This window comes from Vannielia litorea (assembly GCF_018424695.1).
Taxonomy (GTDB): domain Bacteria; phylum Pseudomonadota; class Alphaproteobacteria; order Rhodobacterales; family Rhodobacteraceae; genus Vannielia; species Vannielia litorea_A.
Map to the genome: position 1 here is coordinate 231,011 of NZ_QTNQ01000001.1, position 20,618 is coordinate 251,628.

22 protein-coding genes and 2 pseudogenes are annotated in these 20,618 nt (G+C 60.6%); 7 read left to right on the forward strand and 17 right to left on the reverse strand.

Features of this window, described 5'->3' with window-relative positions; all coding sequences use genetic code 11:
* Positions 1 to 39: 39 nt before the first annotated feature.
* Positions 40 to 441: a transposase gene (locus DYI42_RS01120; protein WP_209226947.1), complete on the reverse strand. Its 402-nt coding sequence runs from the start codon at positions 439 to 441 to the stop codon at positions 40 to 42.
* Between the two features lie 182 nt (positions 442 to 623).
* Positions 624 to 1,340, reverse strand: a complete 717-nt coding sequence (locus DYI42_RS01125) for an MBL fold metallo-hydrolase (protein ID WP_209226948.1) — start codon at positions 1,338 to 1,340, stop codon at positions 624 to 626.
* 91 nt (positions 1,341 to 1,431) lie between these two features.
* Between DYI42_RS01125 and DYI42_RS01130 the strand changes: the two genes are divergently transcribed.
* Positions 1,432 to 1,584: a hypothetical protein gene (locus tag DYI42_RS01130; protein WP_213544064.1), complete on the forward strand. Its 153-nt coding sequence runs from the start codon at positions 1,432 to 1,434 to the stop codon at positions 1,582 to 1,584.
* A gap of 6 nt (positions 1,585 to 1,590) precedes the next feature.
* Complete coding sequence (locus DYI42_RS01135; RefSeq protein WP_209226950.1) at positions 1,591 to 1,773, forward strand: winged helix-turn-helix transcriptional regulator; 183 nt, start codon at positions 1,591 to 1,593, stop codon at positions 1,771 to 1,773.
* Positions 1,774 to 2,106: 333 nt separating this feature from the next.
* On the opposite strand, the pseudogene DYI42_RS24125 reads toward DYI42_RS01135, so the two are convergent.
* Positions 2,107 to 2,220: pseudogene (locus DYI42_RS24125) on the reverse strand (IS110 family transposase); the annotation flags it as partial.
* Positions 2,221 to 2,306: 86 nt separating this feature from the next.
* On the opposite strand from DYI42_RS24125, the gene DYI42_RS01140 reads away from it, so the two are divergent.
* Positions 2,307 to 2,525, forward strand: coding sequence for a hypothetical protein (locus DYI42_RS01140; protein ID WP_209226951.1), 219 nt, complete (start codon positions 2,307 to 2,309; stop codon positions 2,523 to 2,525).
* A gap of 60 nt (positions 2,526 to 2,585) precedes the next feature.
* Here DYI42_RS01140 and DYI42_RS01145 read toward each other — a convergent pair.
* From DYI42_RS01145 to istA, 3 genes and pseudogenes are all read right to left on the reverse strand, one after another.
* Positions 2,586 to 2,822 (reverse strand): annotated as a pseudogene (locus DYI42_RS01145) (integrase core domain-containing protein); the annotation flags it as partial.
* 280 nt (positions 2,823 to 3,102) lie between these two features.
* Positions 3,103 to 3,945, reverse strand: a complete 843-nt coding sequence (gene istB / locus DYI42_RS01150) for an IS21-like element helper ATPase IstB (protein ID WP_209226952.1) — start codon at positions 3,943 to 3,945, stop codon at positions 3,103 to 3,105.
* The gene (gene istA / locus DYI42_RS01155) at positions 3,942 to 5,174 is read right to left on the reverse strand and encodes an IS21 family transposase (RefSeq protein WP_213544065.1); all 1,233 of its coding nucleotides are present in this window, start codon (positions 5,172 to 5,174) and stop codon (positions 3,942 to 3,944) included. The genes istB and istA overlap by 4 nt, the downstream gene beginning before the upstream one ends.
* 35 nt (positions 5,175 to 5,209) lie before the next feature.
* Between istA and DYI42_RS01160 the strand changes: the two genes are divergently transcribed.
* Both DYI42_RS01160 and DYI42_RS01165 read left to right on the forward strand, forming a co-directional pair.
* Positions 5,210 to 5,521, forward strand: coding sequence for a hypothetical protein (locus DYI42_RS01160; RefSeq protein ID WP_209226955.1), 312 nt, complete (start codon positions 5,210 to 5,212; stop codon positions 5,519 to 5,521).
* Positions 5,518 to 6,552: a TniQ family protein gene (locus DYI42_RS01165; protein WP_213544066.1), complete on the forward strand. Its 1,035-nt coding sequence runs from the start codon at positions 5,518 to 5,520 to the stop codon at positions 6,550 to 6,552. Before DYI42_RS01160 ends, DYI42_RS01165 begins: the two co-directional genes overlap by 4 nt.
* On the opposite strand, the gene scpB is transcribed toward DYI42_RS01165, so the two are convergent.
* The 5 genes from scpB to DYI42_RS01190 all read right to left on the reverse strand — a co-directional run bounded on the left by scpB (position 6,536) and on the right by DYI42_RS01190 (position 11,823).
* Positions 6,536 to 7,135: an SMC-Scp complex subunit ScpB gene (gene scpB / locus DYI42_RS01170; RefSeq protein ID WP_209226957.1), complete on the reverse strand. Its 600-nt coding sequence runs from the start codon at positions 7,133 to 7,135 to the stop codon at positions 6,536 to 6,538. The two genes, DYI42_RS01165 and scpB, sit on opposite strands and share 17 nt — an antisense overlap.
* 3 nt (positions 7,136 to 7,138) lie before the next feature.
* The gene (locus tag DYI42_RS01175; protein WP_209226959.1) at positions 7,139 to 8,023 is read right to left on the reverse strand and encodes a DUF1403 family protein; all 885 of its coding nucleotides are present in this window, start codon (positions 8,021 to 8,023) and stop codon (positions 7,139 to 7,141) included.
* Positions 8,024 to 8,192: 169 nt separating this feature from the next.
* Positions 8,193 to 9,251 (reverse strand): TniQ family protein, encoded by a 1,059-nt coding sequence (locus DYI42_RS01180; RefSeq protein WP_244867379.1) that lies wholly within the window; start codon positions 9,249 to 9,251, stop codon positions 8,193 to 8,195.
* Entirely contained in the window at positions 9,248 to 10,180 is a 933-nt protein-coding gene (locus DYI42_RS01185) for a TniB family NTP-binding protein (RefSeq protein WP_244867351.1), read from the reverse strand. Before DYI42_RS01185 ends, DYI42_RS01180 begins: the two co-directional genes overlap by 4 nt.
* Complete coding sequence (locus tag DYI42_RS01190) at positions 10,177 to 11,823, reverse strand: Mu transposase C-terminal domain-containing protein (protein ID WP_213544067.1); 1,647 nt, start codon at positions 11,821 to 11,823, stop codon at positions 10,177 to 10,179. Before DYI42_RS01190 ends, DYI42_RS01185 begins: the two co-directional genes overlap by 4 nt.
* Before the next feature lie 121 nt (positions 11,824 to 11,944).
* Between DYI42_RS01190 and DYI42_RS01195 the strand changes: the two genes are divergently transcribed.
* Positions 11,945 to 13,063, forward strand: coding sequence for a tyrosine-type recombinase/integrase (locus DYI42_RS01195; RefSeq protein WP_213544068.1), 1,119 nt, complete (start codon positions 11,945 to 11,947; stop codon positions 13,061 to 13,063).
* A gap of 24 nt (positions 13,064 to 13,087) precedes the next feature.
* Here the strand turns inward: DYI42_RS01195 and repC are convergent, their stop codons facing one another.
* The 4 genes from repC to DYI42_RS01215 all read right to left on the reverse strand — a co-directional run bounded on the left by repC (position 13,088) and on the right by DYI42_RS01215 (position 17,360).
* On the reverse strand, positions 13,088 to 14,404 hold the full coding sequence (repC, locus tag DYI42_RS01200; protein ID WP_440870614.1) for a plasmid replication protein RepC: 1,317 nt from the start codon (positions 14,402 to 14,404) through the stop codon (positions 13,088 to 13,090).
* 252 nt (positions 14,405 to 14,656) lie between these two features.
* A complete protein-coding gene (gene repB / locus DYI42_RS01205) occupies positions 14,657 to 15,598 on the reverse strand; it encodes a plasmid partitioning protein RepB (RefSeq protein ID WP_244867381.1) in 942 nt (313 codons plus the stop codon).
* A gap of 32 nt (positions 15,599 to 15,630) precedes the next feature.
* A complete protein-coding gene (gene repA, locus DYI42_RS01210) occupies positions 15,631 to 16,812 on the reverse strand; it encodes a plasmid partitioning protein RepA (protein WP_213544070.1) in 1,182 nt (393 codons plus the stop codon).
* A gap of 212 nt (positions 16,813 to 17,024) precedes the next feature.
* Positions 17,025 to 17,360 carry a DUF736 domain-containing protein gene (locus DYI42_RS01215; protein WP_213544071.1) on the reverse strand — a complete coding sequence of 112 codons (336 nt, stop codon included), beginning with the start codon at positions 17,358 to 17,360 and terminating at the stop codon, positions 17,025 to 17,027.
* A gap of 371 nt (positions 17,361 to 17,731) precedes the next feature.
* Here DYI42_RS01215 and DYI42_RS01220 point away from each other — a divergent pair, with 371 nt between their 5' ends.
* Positions 17,732 to 17,986: a DUF6429 family protein gene (locus tag DYI42_RS01220; RefSeq protein WP_244867383.1), complete on the forward strand. Its 255-nt coding sequence runs from the start codon at positions 17,732 to 17,734 to the stop codon at positions 17,984 to 17,986.
* Positions 17,987 to 18,243: 257 nt separating this feature from the next.
* Here DYI42_RS01220 and DYI42_RS01225 read toward each other — a convergent pair whose 3' ends face one another.
* On the reverse strand, positions 18,244 to 20,109 hold the full coding sequence (locus DYI42_RS01225; RefSeq protein ID WP_213544072.1) for a ParB/RepB/Spo0J family partition protein: 1,866 nt from the start codon (positions 20,107 to 20,109) through the stop codon (positions 18,244 to 18,246).
* A 122-nt stretch (positions 20,110 to 20,231) separates the two neighbouring features.
* Positions 20,232 to 20,600: a phosphoglycerate kinase gene (locus DYI42_RS01230; RefSeq protein WP_213544073.1), complete on the reverse strand. Its 369-nt coding sequence runs from the start codon at positions 20,598 to 20,600 to the stop codon at positions 20,232 to 20,234.
* Between the last annotated feature and the right edge of the window lie 18 nt (positions 20,601 to 20,618).

The following is a 20,618-nucleotide window of genomic DNA, read 5'->3' on the forward strand; positions in this document are numbered from 1 at the left end:
AGGATAGCCGTTGATTTCGTTGGATTTCTCATCTCACAATTAAGGGCTACGCGACACCCGCGTCAGCTGGGCTTCGTCGGCATCCGCCCCCGCCCGGATCACGATGTCGCCCACGACAATCTCCAGATCGGATGCGGGACGCGCCGTCGCCGCATCCACCGCGCTGTCGTTGACCGTCAGTTCCGCGAACATCGCAAGCGTCGCCACGCTCTCGGGCAGCACCAGGTTGCCTTTGCGTATCTGCTTGCGCCAGTCGTAGATCTGCCAGCGCGTGGTGCCGTGCTTGCGCGCGACATCGGCCACCCTCACTCCGAGCATCATGCTCTCCGCCGCGATCCGCGCCCGATCAGCCTTCGTGCGCCGCCGCCGGCCACTTGGCCCCTCGATCACCGCGAGCGGGGAAACCGCAACACCCCTTGAGCCGTCCAATTGGACGCCCATTTTGCCGTCTCTTTCCAAGATCCAAACCCTCCGTCACGCACATGCGCGCAGAATGGCCGGATCAGCTCAGAAATGGCAGGAGGTGGTCGGCGTCGCGTTTACGAAAATGTCGGCAGTGAGCCCAAAGTGATCGTGCTTCGCGGTGGCAGCGAAGCACCCCTTGGCACGTGGGGTCGCATAAGTCACGCTTGAACGCGTCCTAGAGCTGACACGTGTTCTTCGATCCGATCAGCGTTCAAAGGCCCTCCGTGGCCAAGGTAAAAGGTCGTGCACCCTCGCTGCAACAAGAGCTCCAATGAGGTTGCCACCGCCAAGTGGTCTTCTTCAAAAGGGGGGCGCTTGGGCTTACTTCGCAATACAATACCACCGAGCAGCACGCCAGAGGCTGCCAAATCTCCCGCAATGACGCGGTCATTTTCCAACAGCACCGAAACCGATCCCCGCGTGTGGCCAGGAGTGTGGATGATTTTCAGTGGAAACCCGCGATCCTCCAGGCCCATCTCCCCAGCCGTCATGATCTCATCCGGTTTGAAATAGGGAAACGGTCTTTCGATCGCCCCGGTCTTTTGGAATGTCCACCCAAACGGACCCGTTGCTGCGAGTTTGGGGGGCTGACCAGAACAGTATGGAACTTCAAGTGCATGGGCCCAAATAGGAGCAGAGGTCAAAGCCTTTATCGCGACGGCAGATCCGGCATGATCGATATGCGCATGCGTCAGAACAATCAATTTCACATTGGACCAACTCAGGCCAAGTTTCTTCAACGTCTTGAATATCTTTGCTTCGGACTTGGGTAGCCCCGTATCCACAAGAATGGCATCGTCTCCATGTACGATGAGGAAAGAATTAAGCATCCCGAAAGGCAGAATTGGGATAGTCTCAATTTGGATCTTGGTCATGAGCGCGTTCCGCTGTTGCTAAGGTCAAACAACACTGCCTCGAATCGCACCGCCGCGAAATTGGGCACCTTTTTGTAACCGGAGATCAGAGATGAAAGACGCAATTGCGACGACCCGCCCCTGGGCTGACCCGGTGACCGGGCAATGTCCGGTGGCAGATACTTTGAGTATTTTGGGCGGAAAGCATGGGGCAAAAATCCTTCATTGCCTCACCGCAGGAGAGCGGCACTTTCTTGAGCTTTAGCGGGAGATGGATGGCGTCAGCCGAAAGGTGCTGCGGGCCCAGTTGAAAGAGTTCGAAGAGAGCGGGCTGGTTGCGCGCACCCCCAAAGGTGACGCGCGTCAACGTGTCGGTTACGCCCTGACGCGCAAAGGATCCGCGCTTGGTGATATCCTCGGACAACTCTACGACTGGCAACAGACTTTCGATTGAGGGGTTTCCACGCGGCTCCCTGTGCTGTCTTGGCTGCCACAGCAGTGCTTGAGTTCTGTATGATCAATGTCCGCTTCTCCAATCGGGCGTTTGGGTCAAGTTCATTTCATGGTTTCGTTTCCGTCCTTCGGGATCGGGTCTCTCATCCGGGTCACGCTTCTCTTCGCAGTCATTATTGGCCCGGTTCAGTTGGGCCGCTGCATGCATGTGTCGGATTGGACGTAGAGCGCCCCGCTTCGTCTCGCGCTTGGATTGTCGCAGCAGACATATTCGGCGTCATCTACAGACCTCGTCCGGTGAGGGACGATCCCGTCGTTGAGCTTTGGATGGCTGTCAGGTCATAGCGCCCTCCAAAGGCCGGTGACGGAACTCGGTGTTGTCGGCCCACATGCGGCGCATGATGACGGCCAGTTTGCGGGCGACGGCAACGACGGCCCGGCGGCGACCTTTGCGACGCATCGGCCGAAGGGAGACTGTCCGCTATTTTGTGCTCTGACGTTGTTTGTCAGGCCATCGGGAAGCGGTCTTCGAACATGATGGCGCGCCTCCATGCAAACGACATCGAAGCCAGCCTTGCGAAGTCCGAAGTAGAGATGCTGGCTCATCGCGCCAGACTCAAAGCCGATCCGGCACTGCCCCTCCGGCATATCGCGCAGGCAGTCCACGATATCTTCTATCTCGCACACAACAAAACGTTCGAAGACGTGCTTGCCATCGGCATCAACCACGCAGACGGCCACCTACCGCAGTGAGAGGTGGTTCGGTTGATCTGAACAGGTTCTGGGCGTTTTCTAAGTGGATTTCCGCCTCGTTTATGCCGCCGCAGCTTGGGGTGTCGGCTGGTTGAAGTAGGCCTGATCGGGCGTTTTCCCGTCAAGCGATGAATGAGGTCGACGGCTGTTGTAGAAGCCGAGATAACGGCCGATTCCGGCGCGAGCTTCCGAGACGCTGGCATAGGCCCGCAAATAGACTTCCTCGTATTTGATGGTCCGCCAGAGGCGCTCGACAAAGACGTTGTCCCGCCAAGCGCCCTTGCCATCCATGCTGATTGTCGCGTTGCCCTTAAATCTGAGACACGACGCGTTCGGGGATATTTTTGCTCTTAATTATGAGATTCGACTGCCATCGCGCCTATGCTTTTCGCGCGCTGCCGGGCGATGTGATCAACCGCAGCAAGCAGACGTGGCTCCGTCTCGAAGGCGCGCAAGAGAGCAACCCTTGCATAGTCGTCGATGCGGGAGCTCGAGATGGTGTCAACGCCGCGTTAAGAATCCCCAGAAGTGCCGAAGTAAATTTCCCCACTTGCACGGGTCCGGTGATCAGCCGGTGTCAGTGATCTGCAGCTCCGTTTTTGGTGTTGGGCGGTCGCCCGCGCCGCTTTGGCGGCGGTGGTGGGGTGATTGGGGCGTTGGCGCGGATATGCTCGGGGATGAGGTCAGCATGGCTGCGTAACCGGTAGCTGGCGCCCTCGATCTGGATGACCACGGCGTGGTGCAGGAGCCGGTCGAGCAGTGCGGTCGCGACGACCGGATCGCCGAAGACCTCACCCCATTCCGCGAAGCCGCGGTTCGAGGTGAGGATCATGGCCCCCTTTTCGTAGCGGGCGTTGACGAGTTGGAAGAACAGGTTGGCGCCGCCGGTTGTGATCGGAAGGTAGCCGATCTCATCGACAATCAGCAGGGAGGCCCGGGTATAGAAGCGGATCTTCTCGGCCAGCCGGCCCTCACGTTCGGCCTGACTCAGCGCCGTGATCAGTTCGGCCAGGGTTGCGCGGTAAACGCTTCTTCCAGCCTTCACGGCTGCGACGCCAAGGGCTGTGGCCAAGTGCGACTTGCCGGTGCCCGGTGGCCCGAGGAAGTGGACGACCTCGGCCCGCCGGATGAAGTCGAGTTGGGCCAGAGCCGCGATCCGTTCGCGGTCGAGCGACGGCTGGAAGCTGAAGTCGAAGCCTTCGAGCGTCTTTGCAGGCAGGAGCTTGGCGGTACGCAGGGCGACGTCGATGCGGCGCGTCTCCCGTGTCGCGTATTCCTCGCTCAGGAGCGTGTCGATGGCCTCGATCGCGGTGATCTCGCCTTTCTCCAGTTGCTGCAGCGTGTGATCGAGGGCTTCGAGCGCGCGCGGCATCTTCAGCCCGACCAGAGCGCCGTGGATCCGATCCAGAAGATCGCTCATGACCGTGCCCCCTCGGCCGCCAGACGCTGTCCAACCGCACCGTAGAACTCTAGCGGCCGCCGCAGCCCCTGCACGGACCGCGACAGGGCTGGTCTCGGTGGCGGTGCCTTGCGATGTGCGGGATCGACACGACGCCGGGCCTTGCCTTCCAGCACCGGATGGCGGGCGATCAGTTGGCCATCCTCGTAGATCCGCAGCTCGATGGCGTGATGCTGAACCTCGAGCGTCCGGCGCCGAGTGGTGTCCGGGACGGAGTAGAAGTTGCCACCAACCGCGATCATCCCGTCCTTACTCACCCGGCGCTCCACCGACAGCACCGCGCTGTAGGGGATCGCCGGGAGCGGCTTCAGATGGGGTGCTTCCTCGGCGAAGGCGTCATCCACCACGCGCCTGGTGGTGGCGTGAACGCGTGGATTGGCAACTCCGGTCCGCCAGGCGTCGAACTGGGCGTTGAGATCGTCCATGTTCCGAAACGTCCGGGCCAGGAAGAAGTCCTGCCGGATATAGCGGAACGGTCGCTCGACCTTGCCCTTGGTCTTGGCCCGATACGGCTGGCAGGCGCGCGGCACCGCGCCATAATGATTCAGCAGCGCCACCAGGGAGGCGTTGTAGGTCACCACCCCGGCCTCGTCCTCGCTGATCACGGCGGTCTTCATCCGGTCATAGAGGATTTCCTCGGGCACGCCGCCCATGTCCGAGAAGGCCGCGATATGACAACGCAGAACCGATTGCAGGTTCTGGCTGGCAACGAACCGGCCCCAGAGCCAGCGGCTGTGCCCGAGCACCATCGAGAACAGCCAGACCTTGCGGACGATGCCGGGCTCATCGGTGAACTCAACCGTGAACTCGGCAAAATCGACCTGGGCCTGCTGGCCCGGCGGGGTTTCGAACCGGCGCTCGAACTGCACCTGCCTGGGCGGGCGCACCTCGCGCAGGAAGTCCGTCACTGCGGTGTAGCCGCCGTCATAGCCCAACTCCCGGATCTCGCGCAGCAGGCGCGCCCCGCTGAGATCGGGAAAGGTCTGAACGCGCTCCTGCAGGTATTGCTCGTAGGGCTCGATCACACGCGCCCGCGGCTGGCGCGGGCCGTAGACCGGCGCCTCAAGCCCACGGTCGAGATACTTCCGCACGGTCTTCCGGTCAGAACCAACCTTCCGCGCGATCGCGGATATGCTCAGACCCTGCTTCTTCAAATCATGGATCAAAACGATCTCCCTCAGTCCTTTCACCTGCGGTCTATGACGCGGTACACGACACCGAGGAAATGGGATCGCGGTTCGATACGATCCCTGTTCCCAGATGGGCGTATGACGAGGATTTCGCGACGCTCCTCGATAGTCTTGAGACCAGCATGCCTCTCGCCCGAGCCTCGGACCTGTCGCGACCATCACTGGCTGAGATCATCCATGAATTGTCAGAGGGCTTGATCGGAGAGGTCGTCGATATCGTGAGCAACGCGGCTATCAACGCGATAAGGACCGGCGAGGAACACATTTCCGAAGCGACCATCACCACTCTTGGTTACACGCCCCTGTCGAAACGCCGGAATGCGCCTCTGCGCCGCGAAATGATGTGACCCAGGCTACATCCGAGATCACAGTCACACCTGCGCGCGACTACGGCAATGAGGTGGGGCAAGGCTGGCCCGGCGTTGTTGCACCGGCACCGGGAGAACTTCTGTCGAGCTGGCTGCATCGGCTGGCCTTGGCCAATGGAGTTCCGCCTCAGTATTTTGGCCAGGTTTTGGGTGTCGTAGGTGGAGATTGGTCTGCGAAGCTTGACCGAGACCTTCCCGGGCAAATCTTCAAATTGCTGGTCGAGCGAACCCGGTTGCCTGCCGAGGATATTGATGGCCTGGCTTTGCACCGCGACCCACTAGCCCGGTTGCGATTGCGGCAGATCACAGGATCAGGAGATGCCCGCACATCGACCGCTCGGGTCAATCGCCTGCAATATTGCCCGGCATGCCTGAAAGAGGATCGCGCACCGTTCTTCCGGCGCGGCTGGAGCCTGGCGACGCGCGTTTCCTGCTTTCGGCATGGATGCCGCTTGCGCGATCACTGCCCTGCCTGTGGCGGCGGCATTGCGCCTGCTCGACAAAACCGCCTTCTGCCGCAAAATTTCTGCGTCTGGTGTGATGCTGATCTCCGAAAACCCACCCTGCCTGCCGAGTATGATGCGCAGCGTTTCGAGCGGCTCATCGACGATTTGCTTCGAGTGCATGTTGCGGGACATGGACGGCATGGGAAGACATCCCTGCCCGCCATGCTTGGAGCGGCTTGTTTCGCGTTCAAGGGCGAGACGACGTCAATTTCGCGCCTGCCGCACCGGGTCCGCTACGTATTGTTCCGCCAGTTGGCCGATGGAATGACGCACCTCCAAAAACGTTCCGTGCATCCTGCAATTGATCTCTGGACCCGCATTGCACTGGCTGCGCCTAAGCATTCCGACTTGGTGGCGTCATTGAGTGCAGAGATCACGTCACGGATAACACCGCGAGCAAAGGCGCGCTCCAGACATTCTGATTTGGCAGGTTTACAGCTAGCCATCATCCGCCTTCATTCAAACCGCCGCACATCATTGGCAACGGCTATGCCTGCCAATTGATGACCCCTGCATCCTCCATCTGCTCCCGATCGGGCAGGTCCTGCAGCGACTCCAGATCGAAAGCGACCAGGAACTGCTCCGTCGTCACATAGGTATAGGGTGCCCCGCGCCGCGGCGACCGTGGCCCGGTGACGATCAATCCACGCGCATGCAATCTTCCGATCAGGTCGCGGCTGATCTCTTTGCCGAAGATGTCTTTCAGGCCGTCCCGTGTGATCGGCTGGTGGTAGGCGATGGCGGCCAGGACAGCGACATCGTACTCGCGCAGATCGAGGTCCTGTTCACCTATATCAGCGGCGGTCCGGATCGCCGGGGCGTAGGCGGGCCTCGTCCTCAGCATCCAACCGCCGGCGACCTCTGTCACTTCGAATGATCGGCCGTCAAGGTCAGCGGCCAGGTCCTCGATCAGAAGCTCAACCGAAGCTCCCTGCCCTACCACCCGAGCCAGGTCCTCGCGAGGGACCGGCGATGCACTGGCGAAGAGAACGGCTTCAATCCGCCGCATCCATTCGCGCCAGCGCAATTCGGCTGGCAGATCGTTCAGTTCCCGATCGAAGTCCGTTTCGGCGTGATCCTTGGCCATCGCTCAGATCCCGTAGAGCCGGAACGTGTCGCGGCCGGTCAGCTCGCGCACCGCGCCGAGATCGACCAACCGGTCACAGAGCCGCCGTGCGGACCGGTCCGGTAGTGGCAGGGCCGCAGGCGCGACGGCATCTTGGGTCAGGAACATCGCGACGGCGGCCTCCGCGCCTTTGGCGCGCAGCTTCGGCGCGACCGCTTTGAGATGCGCTGCCCGCCGCGCGAGGTCAGTTGAGAGACGCATGGCATCGACCGCCGATGAGACGAGCGCACGATGACAAGCCGAGCGTAGGTCTTCGCCTCGCTTGCGCATGTCGGCGCGTTTCAGGCCTGTGGCCAGAAGCGGCACGACATGATCCCAAGCAAGCGCCTGAGCGAGGGTCGCGTCAGCAAGGACGAGCGCGGGCACCTCGGCACGGGGGGCATAGTTTAGTACCGTCTCCAGCACCATTGCCGCGCGACTGACCGGTGCCCCCTGCCCGGCATCGAGCCAACTCGCGATCTGATCACCCTGAAGTTCAGGCAGCGCCCGGACCAGAGCTTTCACGGTCACCGGCCTTTCCGTGGCGCGACGCCACGCCTGACAGGTTTCGCCTGCCGGGCCGGGCAGGTCGACGGGGCGCAGCAGATGGACCACGTCGCGCAGCTCCCCTGTCCGCTCCAGACGACCCGAAAACGCGACACAAGCCTCCGCTGCGCGCAGTGCCAGCCGATCCCGTAACAAGGCTTGGGGGACCACCTCTCGCCCCAACACAAGATGCAGGTGGCTCAGTGCTGCGCCCGACAAAAACGCCACATCTTCAAGGGTTTCGGCGCGTGCCGAGGTGACCCAGGGAGGCATCTGGGGTAAGCCAAGAGGGTCGCTGACGAAGGTTGGCCGGACATATGTCATGCCACAACACTATCTCGCGGCGGCGCTTTTGACTACCACATAGTGTAGAAACCGCCCCTCTTTGCCAAGCCTTTCTGTGTCCAATAAGTTTGCCTTATCGGACATATTTGAAGTAAGCTCCATAGCATGGAAGAAACACCAGAAATTCAGCCCCCATGTCGCTTTAGTTTCATGGGTGGATTCGGCCGAAATTGCCTCTCTCGTCGAGGAAATTTCCATTTAACCGGTGGACGGACCTCTTGCTCAATCTGTGGACTCGTTCCGCTCCAGCGTCAATCGTGCGCTTTCCTTTGCCGTTCCGTAGATCCCGCCCATTCGTGAGCCACGGCAATAGTGCGGCACGCCGGAACAGGACGAGGGCGGCCTGCGGCAGGACCGCGCCGGGCACCAGATCTGCTCCAAAGAGATCGTGCAAGACCACCAGCGTCAGAGCCCGCCAGCACACCGACAGGTGCTGAAGAGGCGCAGGCCGACCGACGGCCGCACGGGCCTCGTATGGACAATTCCAACCCGGTTCATCGTACCAGAGCGCGAGGACGGGCCGGGCCGCCCCGTCGCGATCGAGCGGCGCCCACAGAGTGCGAATTGCATGCTCGAGTCGATCGAGACGGCCAGAGTCCCCTCTGACGATTTCGCTGATCTGGCGTTGGAGCTCGAGAACTCCCGCAGCGAAATCCACCTTCAAAGGGTCCTCTGTCTCCCCTCCCCCGCCGGTCAGAACGGTGTCGCACTTGCGACAGAAGGGACGCAACAGGCCATTCAGCATGCGAAAAGAAAGCCTCAGGCGGCCGAGACAGGCGGGGCAGCGGTCCAGAAGCATGGTCCGGTGCGTCGGGCAAACCACCTGCTCCGCCAATCGCCAATTCACCCGAAGATAGGCGTCCCGACCGGCAGCGACATCCGCATCGAAACAAGCAATACAGCTTGGCACCGTCTCGTTCAGAAACCAATCCTGCGGCTGATCAGGATATCGGGACGCCAGTGACCTGCGCCGAAGCCGTTCCGGATCGATCCTACAGGCCTTAGCCCAAAGCCTGAGCAACTCCATATCCGGCACCACATCGTCAGCCTGCCGCGCGCATGCGTCCCTACCCCCCTGCCCCGCCAGGTACACCACCAGCTCAAGAGGCTCCGCCCCGTAGCGCGCGGCAACCCGCGCCATCCAGGACGAAAGCAGTTCGTCCCGGAACGGACGCGGCGCAACTGGCAGTCCGGCCCGCACCATCATGCCCCGACCCGTTGTTGCACGGGCTTTCCCCGCCGCCGAGCGGTCTGGGTCATCGAGACCAGCGGTAGCACCAGATTGTCGCCAAAACTATCCGCGTCGAGGCGCTCTTTGCCCGATCGGACCGCATCTTCCGCCGCCGTCTCGATCAGGCGGAAGATGCGCGCCGTCACGCCGGAGGTCAGCTTATGAATCCGCTCTCTGGCCTCCCCGCTGATCAGATCGGATGCCTCGCGCAAGGGCAGGATGCGTTCGAAACTTTTCAGGAGCCCGGCAAAGGCAGCATCGTTCTGCCAAGGCTTGATATGGAACGCCTCGAAGCGCTCGGCCAGTTGTGCATCGGTCAGCAGGGCCTGCCGAGCCAGGTCCGTTCCGGCACACACGAGTGGAATCCGCAGGTCATTGGCCAGAAACCGGATCGCATTGAGAAAAATCCGCTGTTGCCGGAAGGTTCCGGCCAGCATGCCGTTCACCTCGTCGAGAATGATCATCTTCGCCCCGACGGTCCGCAGCAGCGACCGGCAGATATCCTTCTCGCGGGCGAGCGTGCCGCCTGTCATCGCCGGCGCGCCCATGCTGGCCAGAAGTTCGCGGTAAAGATCGCGCTCGATGGGCTCGGATGGCACTTGCGCAACAACCACCGGACGGTGGTCAACGCCGGTGATCTGGCTGAATTTCGGCGGGTGGTCGCGTTCAAACTTGCGGACGATCTTGGTCTTGCCCATGCCGGTGTCACCGTAGATCAGCAGGCAGGGCATCCGGTCACGCGGCGGATAGGTCAGCAGGTTTTCCAGACGTGCCAGTGCGGCCCCGGACTGATCGAAACCGATCCAACGGTCGGCCCTGATCCAGGCAATGCGCTCATCATCCGGCAGCGCCGCGAACCGGCGGTAGGCCGGATCGAGATGTGCAAATACGCTGTCCCCGGTCATGACCATTCCTCAACTTCGAAGCCCGGGTGGTCCCTAAGCACATTCTCGCTGTCCTTGGGCTCCTGTTCGGCTTCCTCAGCTTCGTAGGCTCCTACCCCATCAAGCGCTCGGTCCCGTCGTTCAGAAATTCGCCTGGCCTCCCGTGTCCTGGTGCTGGCCGCATCAACCAGAGCGCGCTGTTCCTCGATCACTGCGAATATGAGGTCTTCATCCTCGAGCGCGCGCCCGCGTTCGCGCAAAATCGCCTGCGCACGGCGATGTTCCGCAAGGGTGATCGAGGGATGGCGCAGGTCCGCAAATCGCACAGGGTATCGCTGCCCCTCAGGGCTCCGGACAAAAACTGTGGAGAGATCGCGCGGATCGTAGGACACGCGCAATTGGCGGTCTTGCCGACCCGCCCAGAGGCTCAGGACATCGTCCCAATACCGCAGGCCGAAGAGATGGATGCCATCGCGGCGCACCATGCGTTCCGTACTCGGCAGGAAGTCGATCCGGAACCCCTCCGGATCGTATGGCCGGCGCAAAGGTACCTCGCGGCGCCCATAGGCCTCGTTCCAGGCCGCAACTGGCGGAATCCCGAGCGAGCGGTGCCGTTCAGCATGATAGCGGGTGATTTCCAGCGCCAACCAGTGCTCCAGCTCGTCGAGCGTCATCGCCGATTTGCCCACGGAATCGTAGTCACCGCGGTCCTTGATGCTGCTGAAGGTCGATCCGGGCAGCAGGTGGACCGCCCCCATCATCGTGCCGATCAGCCGCTCGATGTGACCGCCGTAATGTGGCGCACCTATCGGCCGGTACTGCAACGAAATCCCGTGCTCCTCGGCGCCCCGCTTCATCGCTTTTGAGCGGAACTCCTTGGCATTGTCGACGTGAATGGTCTCCGGCAATCCCTCGGCGGGCCAGTCTGCGTCGATCCCCAAGCTCTCCAGCCAGTCGAATTTGGGCTGCACCAAGTGCTGAATGGCCAGTGCAACCGACAAGGCTGATGGCGGCTCCAGCGTCAGATAGAACCCTGCCACCATGCGGCTGGCGACGTCGATAGCAAGGGTCAGCCAGGGCCGTTGCAAAGGCTTCCGATGGACCCGGTCCACCACGATGACATCCACCAACGTGTGGTCGATCTGAACCACCTCATAGGCCCGTTCGACCTGATAGCTGCCTGACACCGGGTGATGGCGCTGGCGAGAGGCCTTAGCGCCCTCACGCGCCGCCATGAGTTCCGCCGGATCTATCGCCGCCACACGGTCCCGCAGCGTGGTCCAGCACGGGGGACGCAAACCCCGCTGACTGCACCGCCTGCGCACCTCCTTTTGCAGGGCGTTGATGCTCGGCTTCTGGAGGGACTTGTAGAACTCCTCGATCGCCCCCGAAATCACCGCTTCGATCTCGTCAGGCAGCCGGCGGCTGCCCATCGGTGTCCCAACCTGAGCCGCCAGCAACGAACTGGCGACCGGGCGCGCCTTGTACGCTGAGATCAACTCGTAGAGTCGGGAGCGCTTGAGGCCAAGATCGCGGCAGGCCTTGAGAAATTCGGCACGGTTCGGTGTCGCCTGGCTTGCAAGGCGGCGGATCACAGCTTCCCGCGTAACCGCCTGTTCCCAAGCAGCATCCTCGACGGCGTTGATGTCTGCTCGATCCACCATAGCCAAAACCCACAAAAGAGTGTCTTATGTCCGATAATGAAACTATAATCCGGGAATGAAACAAGAACATGAACGTAATAATATCAATACGTTAGTGTCCACTCATGGAACAAGAACGACAATGGAAGAAACACCCGAAAATCAGCCCCTGGAACCCGAGAAATCGCGCTCAGCGGCCTCCGACAAGGCAAACGATGCTCAGGCCGACGAGAGAGATCGCTCAAACCGCGATGCGATCGCCCTGCCCTCGCATGTCGCCGGATCCGGCACCCTCGATCGGTTGGTCGACACCGCCCGCGACTACGCGGTGGCCTCGACGGCCGAGAACACCAACAAGGCCTATTCCGCCGACTGGAAGCAATTTGCGCGTTGGTGTCGCCTGAAAGGAACGGATCCCCTTCCGCCGTCGCCGGAGATGATCGGCCTCTACCTGACCGACCTTGCGGCACCGACAGGCCCCTCCCCTGCCCTGTCGGTCTCGACCATTGACCGTCGTCTCTCCGGGCTTGCGTGGAACTATGCGCAACGCGGGTTTGCGCTCGACCGCAAGGATCGCCACATCGCCACCGTGTTGGCAGGGATCAAGCGAAAGCACGCACGGCCGCCGGTGCAGAAAGAAGCGATCCTGCCCGAGGACATCCTCGCCATGGTCGCCACCCTACCCTTCGATCTGCGCGGGATGCGCGACAGGGCCATCCTGCTCCTGGGATATGCTGGCGGGTTACGTCGGTCCGAAATCGTTAGCCTGGATGTCGGGAAAGATGATAACCCGGAGTCCGGCGGTTGGATCGAAATCCTCGACGACGGTGCGGTGCTGACGCTGAATGCCAAATCCGGTTGGCGCGAGGTCGAAATCGGCCGCGGCTCATCCGACCAGACCTGCCCCGTGCACGCGCTGGAACAATGGCTACACTTCGCGAAGATCGATTTCGGGCCGATCTTCGTGCGCACCACGCGTGACGGCAAAAAGGCCCTTGAGGCCCGGCTCAATGACAAACATGTCGCACGCTTGATCAAGCGTACCGTGCTCAAGAGCGGCATCCGCGCCGATCTGCCGGAGAAAGACCGCTTGGCCCTCTTCTCCGGCCACTCTCTGCGCGCAGGATTGGCCAGCTCGGCAGAAGTTGATGAGCGTTACGTCCAGAAGCAGCTCGGACACGCCTCAGCGGAAATGACACGGCGTTATCAGCGCCGCCGGGACCGGTTCCGGGTGAACCTGACCAAAGCCGCAGGCCTGTAGCCTCGACAATCCGACAGATAGGCATCACGCCGCCTGCCCGCTCAACCGGCCATAGAAACTGCGCTCCAGATGCAGCTCCCCTGCCCCGGCCTTCTCGACCATACCGCGCAGATATCCACCCGGTGATGCCACTTCGCCCGCCGCGTGCTTGTCAAACACCAAAACAAGCGCTGCTGTCGCGATTTGTGGACCGAGCCGGTCCTGGGCGAGGTTCCAGGCATGCTCTGAGATGCCGATCATCGGCCTCAACTGCCCGGCAACCCGGTGCAGATCGCCCCAATCCTTCAGGTATCCGCCCATATTGTGCGCCCAAGACGCGAATTCCGGACAAGCCTGCATTACGGTGGGCAAATCAAGCGCTGTACCGCGTTTCTTGCCGGTTTCGGTAACCCAATCTTCTAACTCCCTATCAACCCGCTCTTCCGGTGGCGCATTTGGCACCACACCCGCCGCTTGCTCAGTTTCTGAGCGATTACTGGTTACAGGATTAAGTTGGGTTGTAATTAGTATATGAGGTTCAGAATTGACCTCCCTGGGGTCCATTTCTTGAGTCTGTTCAGTGACTTGTTCGTTGGTTTCGATGGCGTTTTCCACAACCTCATCCTCCCGAACTGCCTTGAGGTAGGCGGCCTCAACGCGCTCCTGAAGCTCCCTGAACCAGGCCAGGAGGCGTTCGAGCGTCTCGGAGGCCACATTGCGGCGTGGCAGGCGGTCCAGAAGCTCCTCGAAGAAGTTGGTGAACTGTGCCCACGGGCCTCTCAGCGCACCGCTGAGCGCCGCTTCGATCCGGGCACGGATCATGCGCCTTGCAACCGTGACCTGGCGCTTCAGGCGCTGGCAGAGCTCGCGTTCGGCCTGCAATTCGGCCTGCAGCTGCTCGAACTCCTCGACACGGGCCGACAACGGCGACAGATCGAAGCCGTAAGCCTCGATGATCACGCCGTCCGCGTCCCGGCGGCCCCAGCGTTTGCCATTCGGGCTGTCTTTGAAGGCGATCACGCCGATCTCCGCCAGGCGCCGTGCGTGGCGCTTAAGAGCGGAGAGCGAGAAGCCTGTCTGTTCCATCAGATAGGCATTGGACGCCCAAACGATCGGGCGGCGCCCCTCCTCCCAGTCCTGAGCCTGTGTGAAGGCCCCCAGCGTGTCGAGGAGCAGCATATCGCCGGCTTTGAGGCCGATATGAGCGCCCACGCGCTTCACGGCCACAAAGGCCTGTGTCTTGGGTACAGCTGCCTGTTCCCCAGCTTGCGCGTGTTGCTCGGCCACGGCGAGTCCGGCCGTTGCTTTACGCCATCCCGAAGGTTGGTTGATGTTGGACATACCTTCCCCGTTCTGAGGCATGACTGTCCCAGTCGCTCCATGCGGAGCATCGTTGAATTTTTCCATTTTTTGCCAGCAGACAAAGAAATCCCGTTCGCCCAAAGACGTTTTTCATTGTTTACCGATTCGCGGGCTGCTAGGATTGTGGTGTTAGAACAAATCGCGCCTTGTGCGCAGCAGCCCTCGGGACTTCGGTTTCGAGGGTTTCTTTTTGTGCCGTCCTCCTTTCTGCTCGTTGCCTCCACTCTGACGGTTAACAGCTGTTAACCGCCGCTATCCTTCGTGGTTTTCTGATTGAAACCGCTCGAAGGAATCCTGAATGAGCTGGTCCAGGTTTTGGTCCAGCCAGTTTGCGAATTTCGTATTGTCCCCTGCCCTCCTGACGGTCACCGAAAGTCCGGACTTTCCACTCTTGATTTGAACGCCAGGAAGTGGCGAGCGTTCTTCAATAGAGCGTTCTTGCTTTCCGCGCTTGCCGATCTCTTTGAGCACAAGCTCCAACCGACCATCAGATTCCAACTCACCTGATCGGCCCAAAACCCCAAGAGCGGCCTTTTCGGTCAGCTGCTCTTTTTCAAACGCCGTCGCGAGGGTCGTCCATTTCGGACGCCCTGCCCCCGGCGCGGCGCCGATCGCTTCACCGACGGCGGTGGGAACCAGGCGGTTGATACGCTCAAGCTGCGACAGGGTGTTCTTGCTGATCGCCAGGGCCTGGCAAACCTCCGCCCGGGAGTATCCCTGCTCCAGGATCGCTTGCGCAAAACGAACGCGCTCGTAGTAGCTCAGTTCGGCACGCCCGGCATTCTCGAGCCCCTTAGCCAACAGGGCGTCTGTATCATCGAGCGTACGGATAAGAGCGCGCACCGGGATGCCAAGATGCCGGCAGGCCAGTATCCGTCTCTGGCCATAGATCACCTCGAAATGCCCATCGCGTTCCTTGGACGGGCGAAGAAGAACAGGCACCTGCTGCCCGGCCTCGGCAATACTGGATGCAAGATCCTGGATCGACTCATGTGGCTCAGTGCTGTTAACAGCTGTTAACTCGATATCCAGCCGGTCCTTGGGACCCCAGGCCAGGATGAGATTTGTATCGATTTCCTGGATACCGCCAAGCCCCGCGCGAACAGACCCAATCGTCCCTTTGGGCAAGGTCCGATGCGCTCGGTCAGAACCACCGTCTTTCGGAGCCTCTGTTGCCGCTGTAATGGCGGCCATGATCCCAGTTTTGTTTTTCCCCATTGCCATGATTACCGCCCCCAAGCCTGCTGGACCATCGCCGCAACTTCCGCACCAACCGCGTCCATACTGGTCTTGGCGCGATCATAGGTCGACCTCGTCATCTCCGACCGCAAAACCTCATAGATCGACATCTTCAGCATGGATGCATCCGCGATCGCTGTGCTACGCAGGCTCGTCGCCGCCACGACACGATCCTGGAACAGAGCTCGCATCAAGCTCACGATCTGCTGGCTCGGTATGTCACTCGGATCATCGCGTGTGATGAGGAAGGAAAAGAAGTCATGATCCAGTTTGACGCCCGTATCCTCGATCACACCCAAGTAGGCAGAGGTCATCTCGACGAATTGTTGAGTTGAAGCCAGATCAAGCATACTCGGCGTCATCGGCACGATGACTGAGGTCGCCGCATAGAGACCGGTCAGGGTTAAAAACCCAAGAGCCGGCGGGCTGTCGATAACCACCACGTCGTAATTGTTCTCCACGGACCCGATTGCCTGGCTAAGCTTTTCGAAGAAGGCAACGCCACGGCCAGCATTGACCGCGGTCTCGGTTTCAAACTCGCTCAACACAAGACGCGCGGGCGCAAGGTGAAGACCTGGGAAATAGGTTTCCACGATGGCCTCGGACATCGGCACCGGATCATCGTAACGTAGCGCGTCGTAAATCGAGGCGCCCTCGAACTCCAACTCCGTCTGAATCCCACAAAAGCCGGTGAGACTGCCTTGCGGGTCCAGGTCAATCGCGAGAACCCGATATCCGCCTAAAGCGAGATAGTGGCAAAGATGGATGGCGGAAGTGGACTTGGCTGAGCCGCCTTTGAAGTTCATCAGCTGGATGACTTGGAGCTTGTCTCCCTCGCGGCGACCAGGAAGGTACTTTCCGGGTGTGCGCGAACTTGCCTCCAACAGGTGGCGGGCCTGCAGAATTTCCGCACCGGTGTAGAATCGACGTCCATTCTTGATGACGTCTGGCTCTGGCAGGGACCCCTCACTGTGGCATTTGCGCAGGAACTGACCCGTCACGCCGAGGAGCTCAGCAGTCTCTGTTGCGCTGAATAGTCTCAAATTCTTGCGCTGATCGGGCGCATAAGCCTGCTGAAGATGAGTGGTGAGCGCAGTGTGTAGACGCGCAGCCATCTGGCTTGTAAGTTCGGATTGAGAGGCCGCTTCGATGGGTGCCGTCTGAAACATAGTTGCAATTTCTCTGCTCGAATGCGCTTATTTGCGCAACTTGACTCTAATGGCAGTGATTCACCCTGCTAAGTCAAGGATTTTATCCACAGATTGTGCTGCTGAGCCAATGGCCTACAAGGGAAGCCACACGCAATGTGGAGTTAACAGCTGTTAACAGCGCCCATAAGTGCAGCGCGCCAAGCTACGAATATAGCCTGGCGCCCTGATCTTTAAGCCTCCTTCGGACCCCAGGGGATCACTGCCTGAACCGTGTCATCATCCTGGTTTGCAGCCTTGCCGAGATTGGCGTTGAAGCCGAAGTCCCGGATGCTCATCGTGAAGTAGTCAGCACCGGTGTCTCGGTTCTGCTTCTTCCAGATGCCGCCGCATTCGACCAAGCGGCCGCGTGGCGAACGGCCGAGAACACGGTGCGTGGGGGCCATCGGATTGTCGCTTGAAACCGGCTCCACGGTGATGTCGATGTCAAAGGTCAGGGTGGAGATCGAACCGACGCCTTTGGCGATCTCGATTTCGGCACTTTCGAATTTGATGCAGTTGGTGGTCATTGCTTTGCTCCTTTTCTGGTGTTGCAATGATGGTCACCCGGCAAGGGCCAAAGGCCTGAACACACCATTGGCGGAGCGCAGCGGAGAAGGGTAGGGGGGCTGAATTTTGTTCCGCGAGGAATGACCCGAAGGGACAGGGGACAATTCCGGCAACCGCCCTTTGTGTTCAGGACAGACCGTGCGACCAGCATGTCATGCAACACAGGACAAAGGAGCATCGAAGGCACCATGCTTCATTCCAGAAACGGCTTCGATAACCAAGCCGCCAAAGGTGCTGAGAGACGCCAACCGAAAAGCGCGACAATCGACGGAACAAGACGGAACGTCGAGTGTGTAGCGTTGCGCCGGCAACGGTTTCGCCATCAAATGCGATGACGAAGATGAACAACGGATTCAGGCCATGGATAGACACCGACAAACTCGATGCTGCCGCATTGGCCATTCTCAGCCTGACACTTCATGATGGGTCGCGGGTTTGGAAAGGGATAGACTGGGACATCACAAATCGGCTCTTTCAGAAAGGCCTGATCGAAAACCCGGCAAGCCAAGCAAAGTCCCTCGTTCTGACAGAACATGGCTTGGAACTGGCCAAACGCGCGCTGGAAGAGCAATTCGGCAAAGGCTGAACAAGAGCATCGCCTGAATCTCCCTAACTGCCGGGCAACAGAACAGACAGATCAGTATTCAAAGCAAGTAGCTCGCGACCCACCGCACCGCCCAGGCGGTGCTCCCGCGCGGACAGCGCCGGTCCGGCGGCGGGGCAGGGGGCTTGTCCTTCTGCCCGCCGCCGGACATTTTTGCGAGCCTTGCTCCTGGGCAATCACTTGGCAAAAAAGAAGCCCCGCCGAAGCGGGGCCAGTTGGGTTTCTCCACGAAGGAGCCGTCAGGTGCAGTCGGGCACCCATTTGTCGAGTTTGGCTTTTTGATCCGGGGTCAGCCCCATCAGCTTCTGGGTCGTGGGGTCGCTCACGAGCTTTTCCATCTTCTCGGCCTTATCCGCCTTTTTGAGCTTGGTGAAACCGGCGACACGCTCGTCGCGGGCGTCACAGTCAAGAAAATCGCAAAGCAGATCGACCAGATGACCGGCTGAGACCCGCGAGAAGAAATTCTCCGCCGTGGGCGTCCAATGCTTGCGGATATCGGCACCGGCCTCATCAGCGATCAAGCCGAAGAACTCAGCGCCGCCAGCACGATAGGGCAGGGTGCGCGCAATGGCTTCTGTGATCTGAGTGTTGCGGGCCTTCTTGCCGTCTTCGCGGAAGGTGGCGAAGGCTTCCGACAGGTTTTCAATACGGGTGCCCTTCTGCCAGTATTCGCTGGCATCGATCCCATGCTCAAGGCGCGGCTCTCGGGCAAAGCCATCTTCCACGCTTGGCGCATTGGTCGGGCGATCCAGCCGAATGCCGAACACGCTCTCGAAACTGCCTGACGCCTCGGACAAGCCAAAACCCAACAGGTCCAGAACAAGTTCCGGCTTGCTCAGAAGCGCTGATTGCACCGCGGCCAGCCGGATTGCCTGCATATCCGCCACCAGCTTCTGTGAGTAGGGGGATTTTGGGGTGTCTGACTTGGTGGTTTGTGGCGCTTGCAGGACACCGGCCTCGATGGCGGCTTTCTTGTCCTCGGGGCGGACCAGACCAGCGGTGACCTCGGGTTTGCCCGACCCATTCACAAGGATGATGCAGCCCGCATGGGCTTTCTGAGCCTCGGAATAGTCGCCGTCGAGAAGGACCTGCAACTCGGCAAGCCGCGCTTCGCCAACCTCGTCCAGCACCCCGCCATTGGCGCGGTCTGCCAATTCGTCGTATTCCTCGGCTTCTTCCTCGCTCAGTTCACCCTCAATAGGGTAAAGGCGGGCCAGCTTCATCTGGTCCAATTCGTAGTAGTTGGGCCAGGCCTCAGGTCGGGCTTCGGCCCAAGACCAGCCTTGGGTCTCGACCAGATCGACGCGGGCTGCTTCCAGCTTCTCAGCAAAGAGCCGATCCAGAAGGGCAGGGGAGGCGAGAAAGACTTCGTCGGAGAAAAGATCGCGCGTGACCGTGCCGCCCTCGACTTCGTAGGTCTCAAGGCCAACGAATTTGGCGCGGCGATCCGTGGCCTTGATGGCATCCGGGTGCAGCGCATTCTTGATGGCGCTCTCAGAGACGGCTTGTCCCTTGACCTGATCCAGAAGGCTCAAGGTTAGGGTCTCGTCATCGGAGAGGGTGAAGGCCTTGGCGGTGCCGAGGCTGATCTCTCCCGCCGCCAGCGCGTCCAGCACCGGCTCGGGCAGGCCTGCAAGAGCCAGCCGCTGATAGACACGGGCTTCGGTCACGGCGAAGGCGAGGGCAATTTCAGGGACAGTTGCGCCGCGTTCCTTCATGCGACCGAAGGCGCGGATTTCATCCGCCGGGGTCATATCCTCGCGGGCAGCATTTTCGGCGCTGGCCCAATCCTCGGCCTCGGCTGCGTCAGCGGCCAGCTTGACCGGAACCGTGGTGAAGGGATGGGTCTTGGACCGCTCGGCAATCATCTGGATCGCGCGAAGGCGGCACCCGCCCGCGACAATGCCCACCTTGCCGTCCTCGTCCATGAGGCCTGCGAGATTATGGATGAGGCCGAAACGTTCGATGCTGTCGGCAAGGCTTTCGATATGCGCCTCGGAGACCACTTTGCGCGGGTTCAGATCAGAGATGGTGAGCATCTCCAAGGGGATTTGCAGGATCACGGCGCTGGCGGTGCCGGTTTGGATGGTCTGTTGCTTGGTCATTGGTTTGTCCTTTCGGATTTCTGTCTGGATCGCTCGGAGCGCAGCACAGGCGCTCGGCGGCTGGTTTTGTGGATAGGGGAGGGGAGGGGGCCGGGCCGTTTGAGGCTCCGGCCCAAGTGGTGTCACCACCAGCAGGAATAGATCACAGTCGATCCCTGCGCGATTTCTGCCCGCGCCCATGCGCAGAACTCGAGATCGTAATCGCGGGACTCAGCCGCCACGTCATCCTGAAACTGGTGGCCGTAGAAGAACCCACCCTCGCAATGGGGCAGGGTGCTTCCCTTCACGGCTTGCTCCAGCGTGTCGATGTCGGCGGTCTCCAGTTTCAACTCGCCGCAATTCAGATCGGACGCCGAAAGCCCGGTCCGCTCGGTGTAGAGCGCCTCCATGAAGGTTTGCAGCTTGGAATGCTTGCGCCAGACGAATTTCGGGCTTTCGCCCTCGTCGCCGCTCTCGGCAGTTTTGACATATGCGTATTGATCAAGGCCCATGGCCAGCTCCTTTCGTGG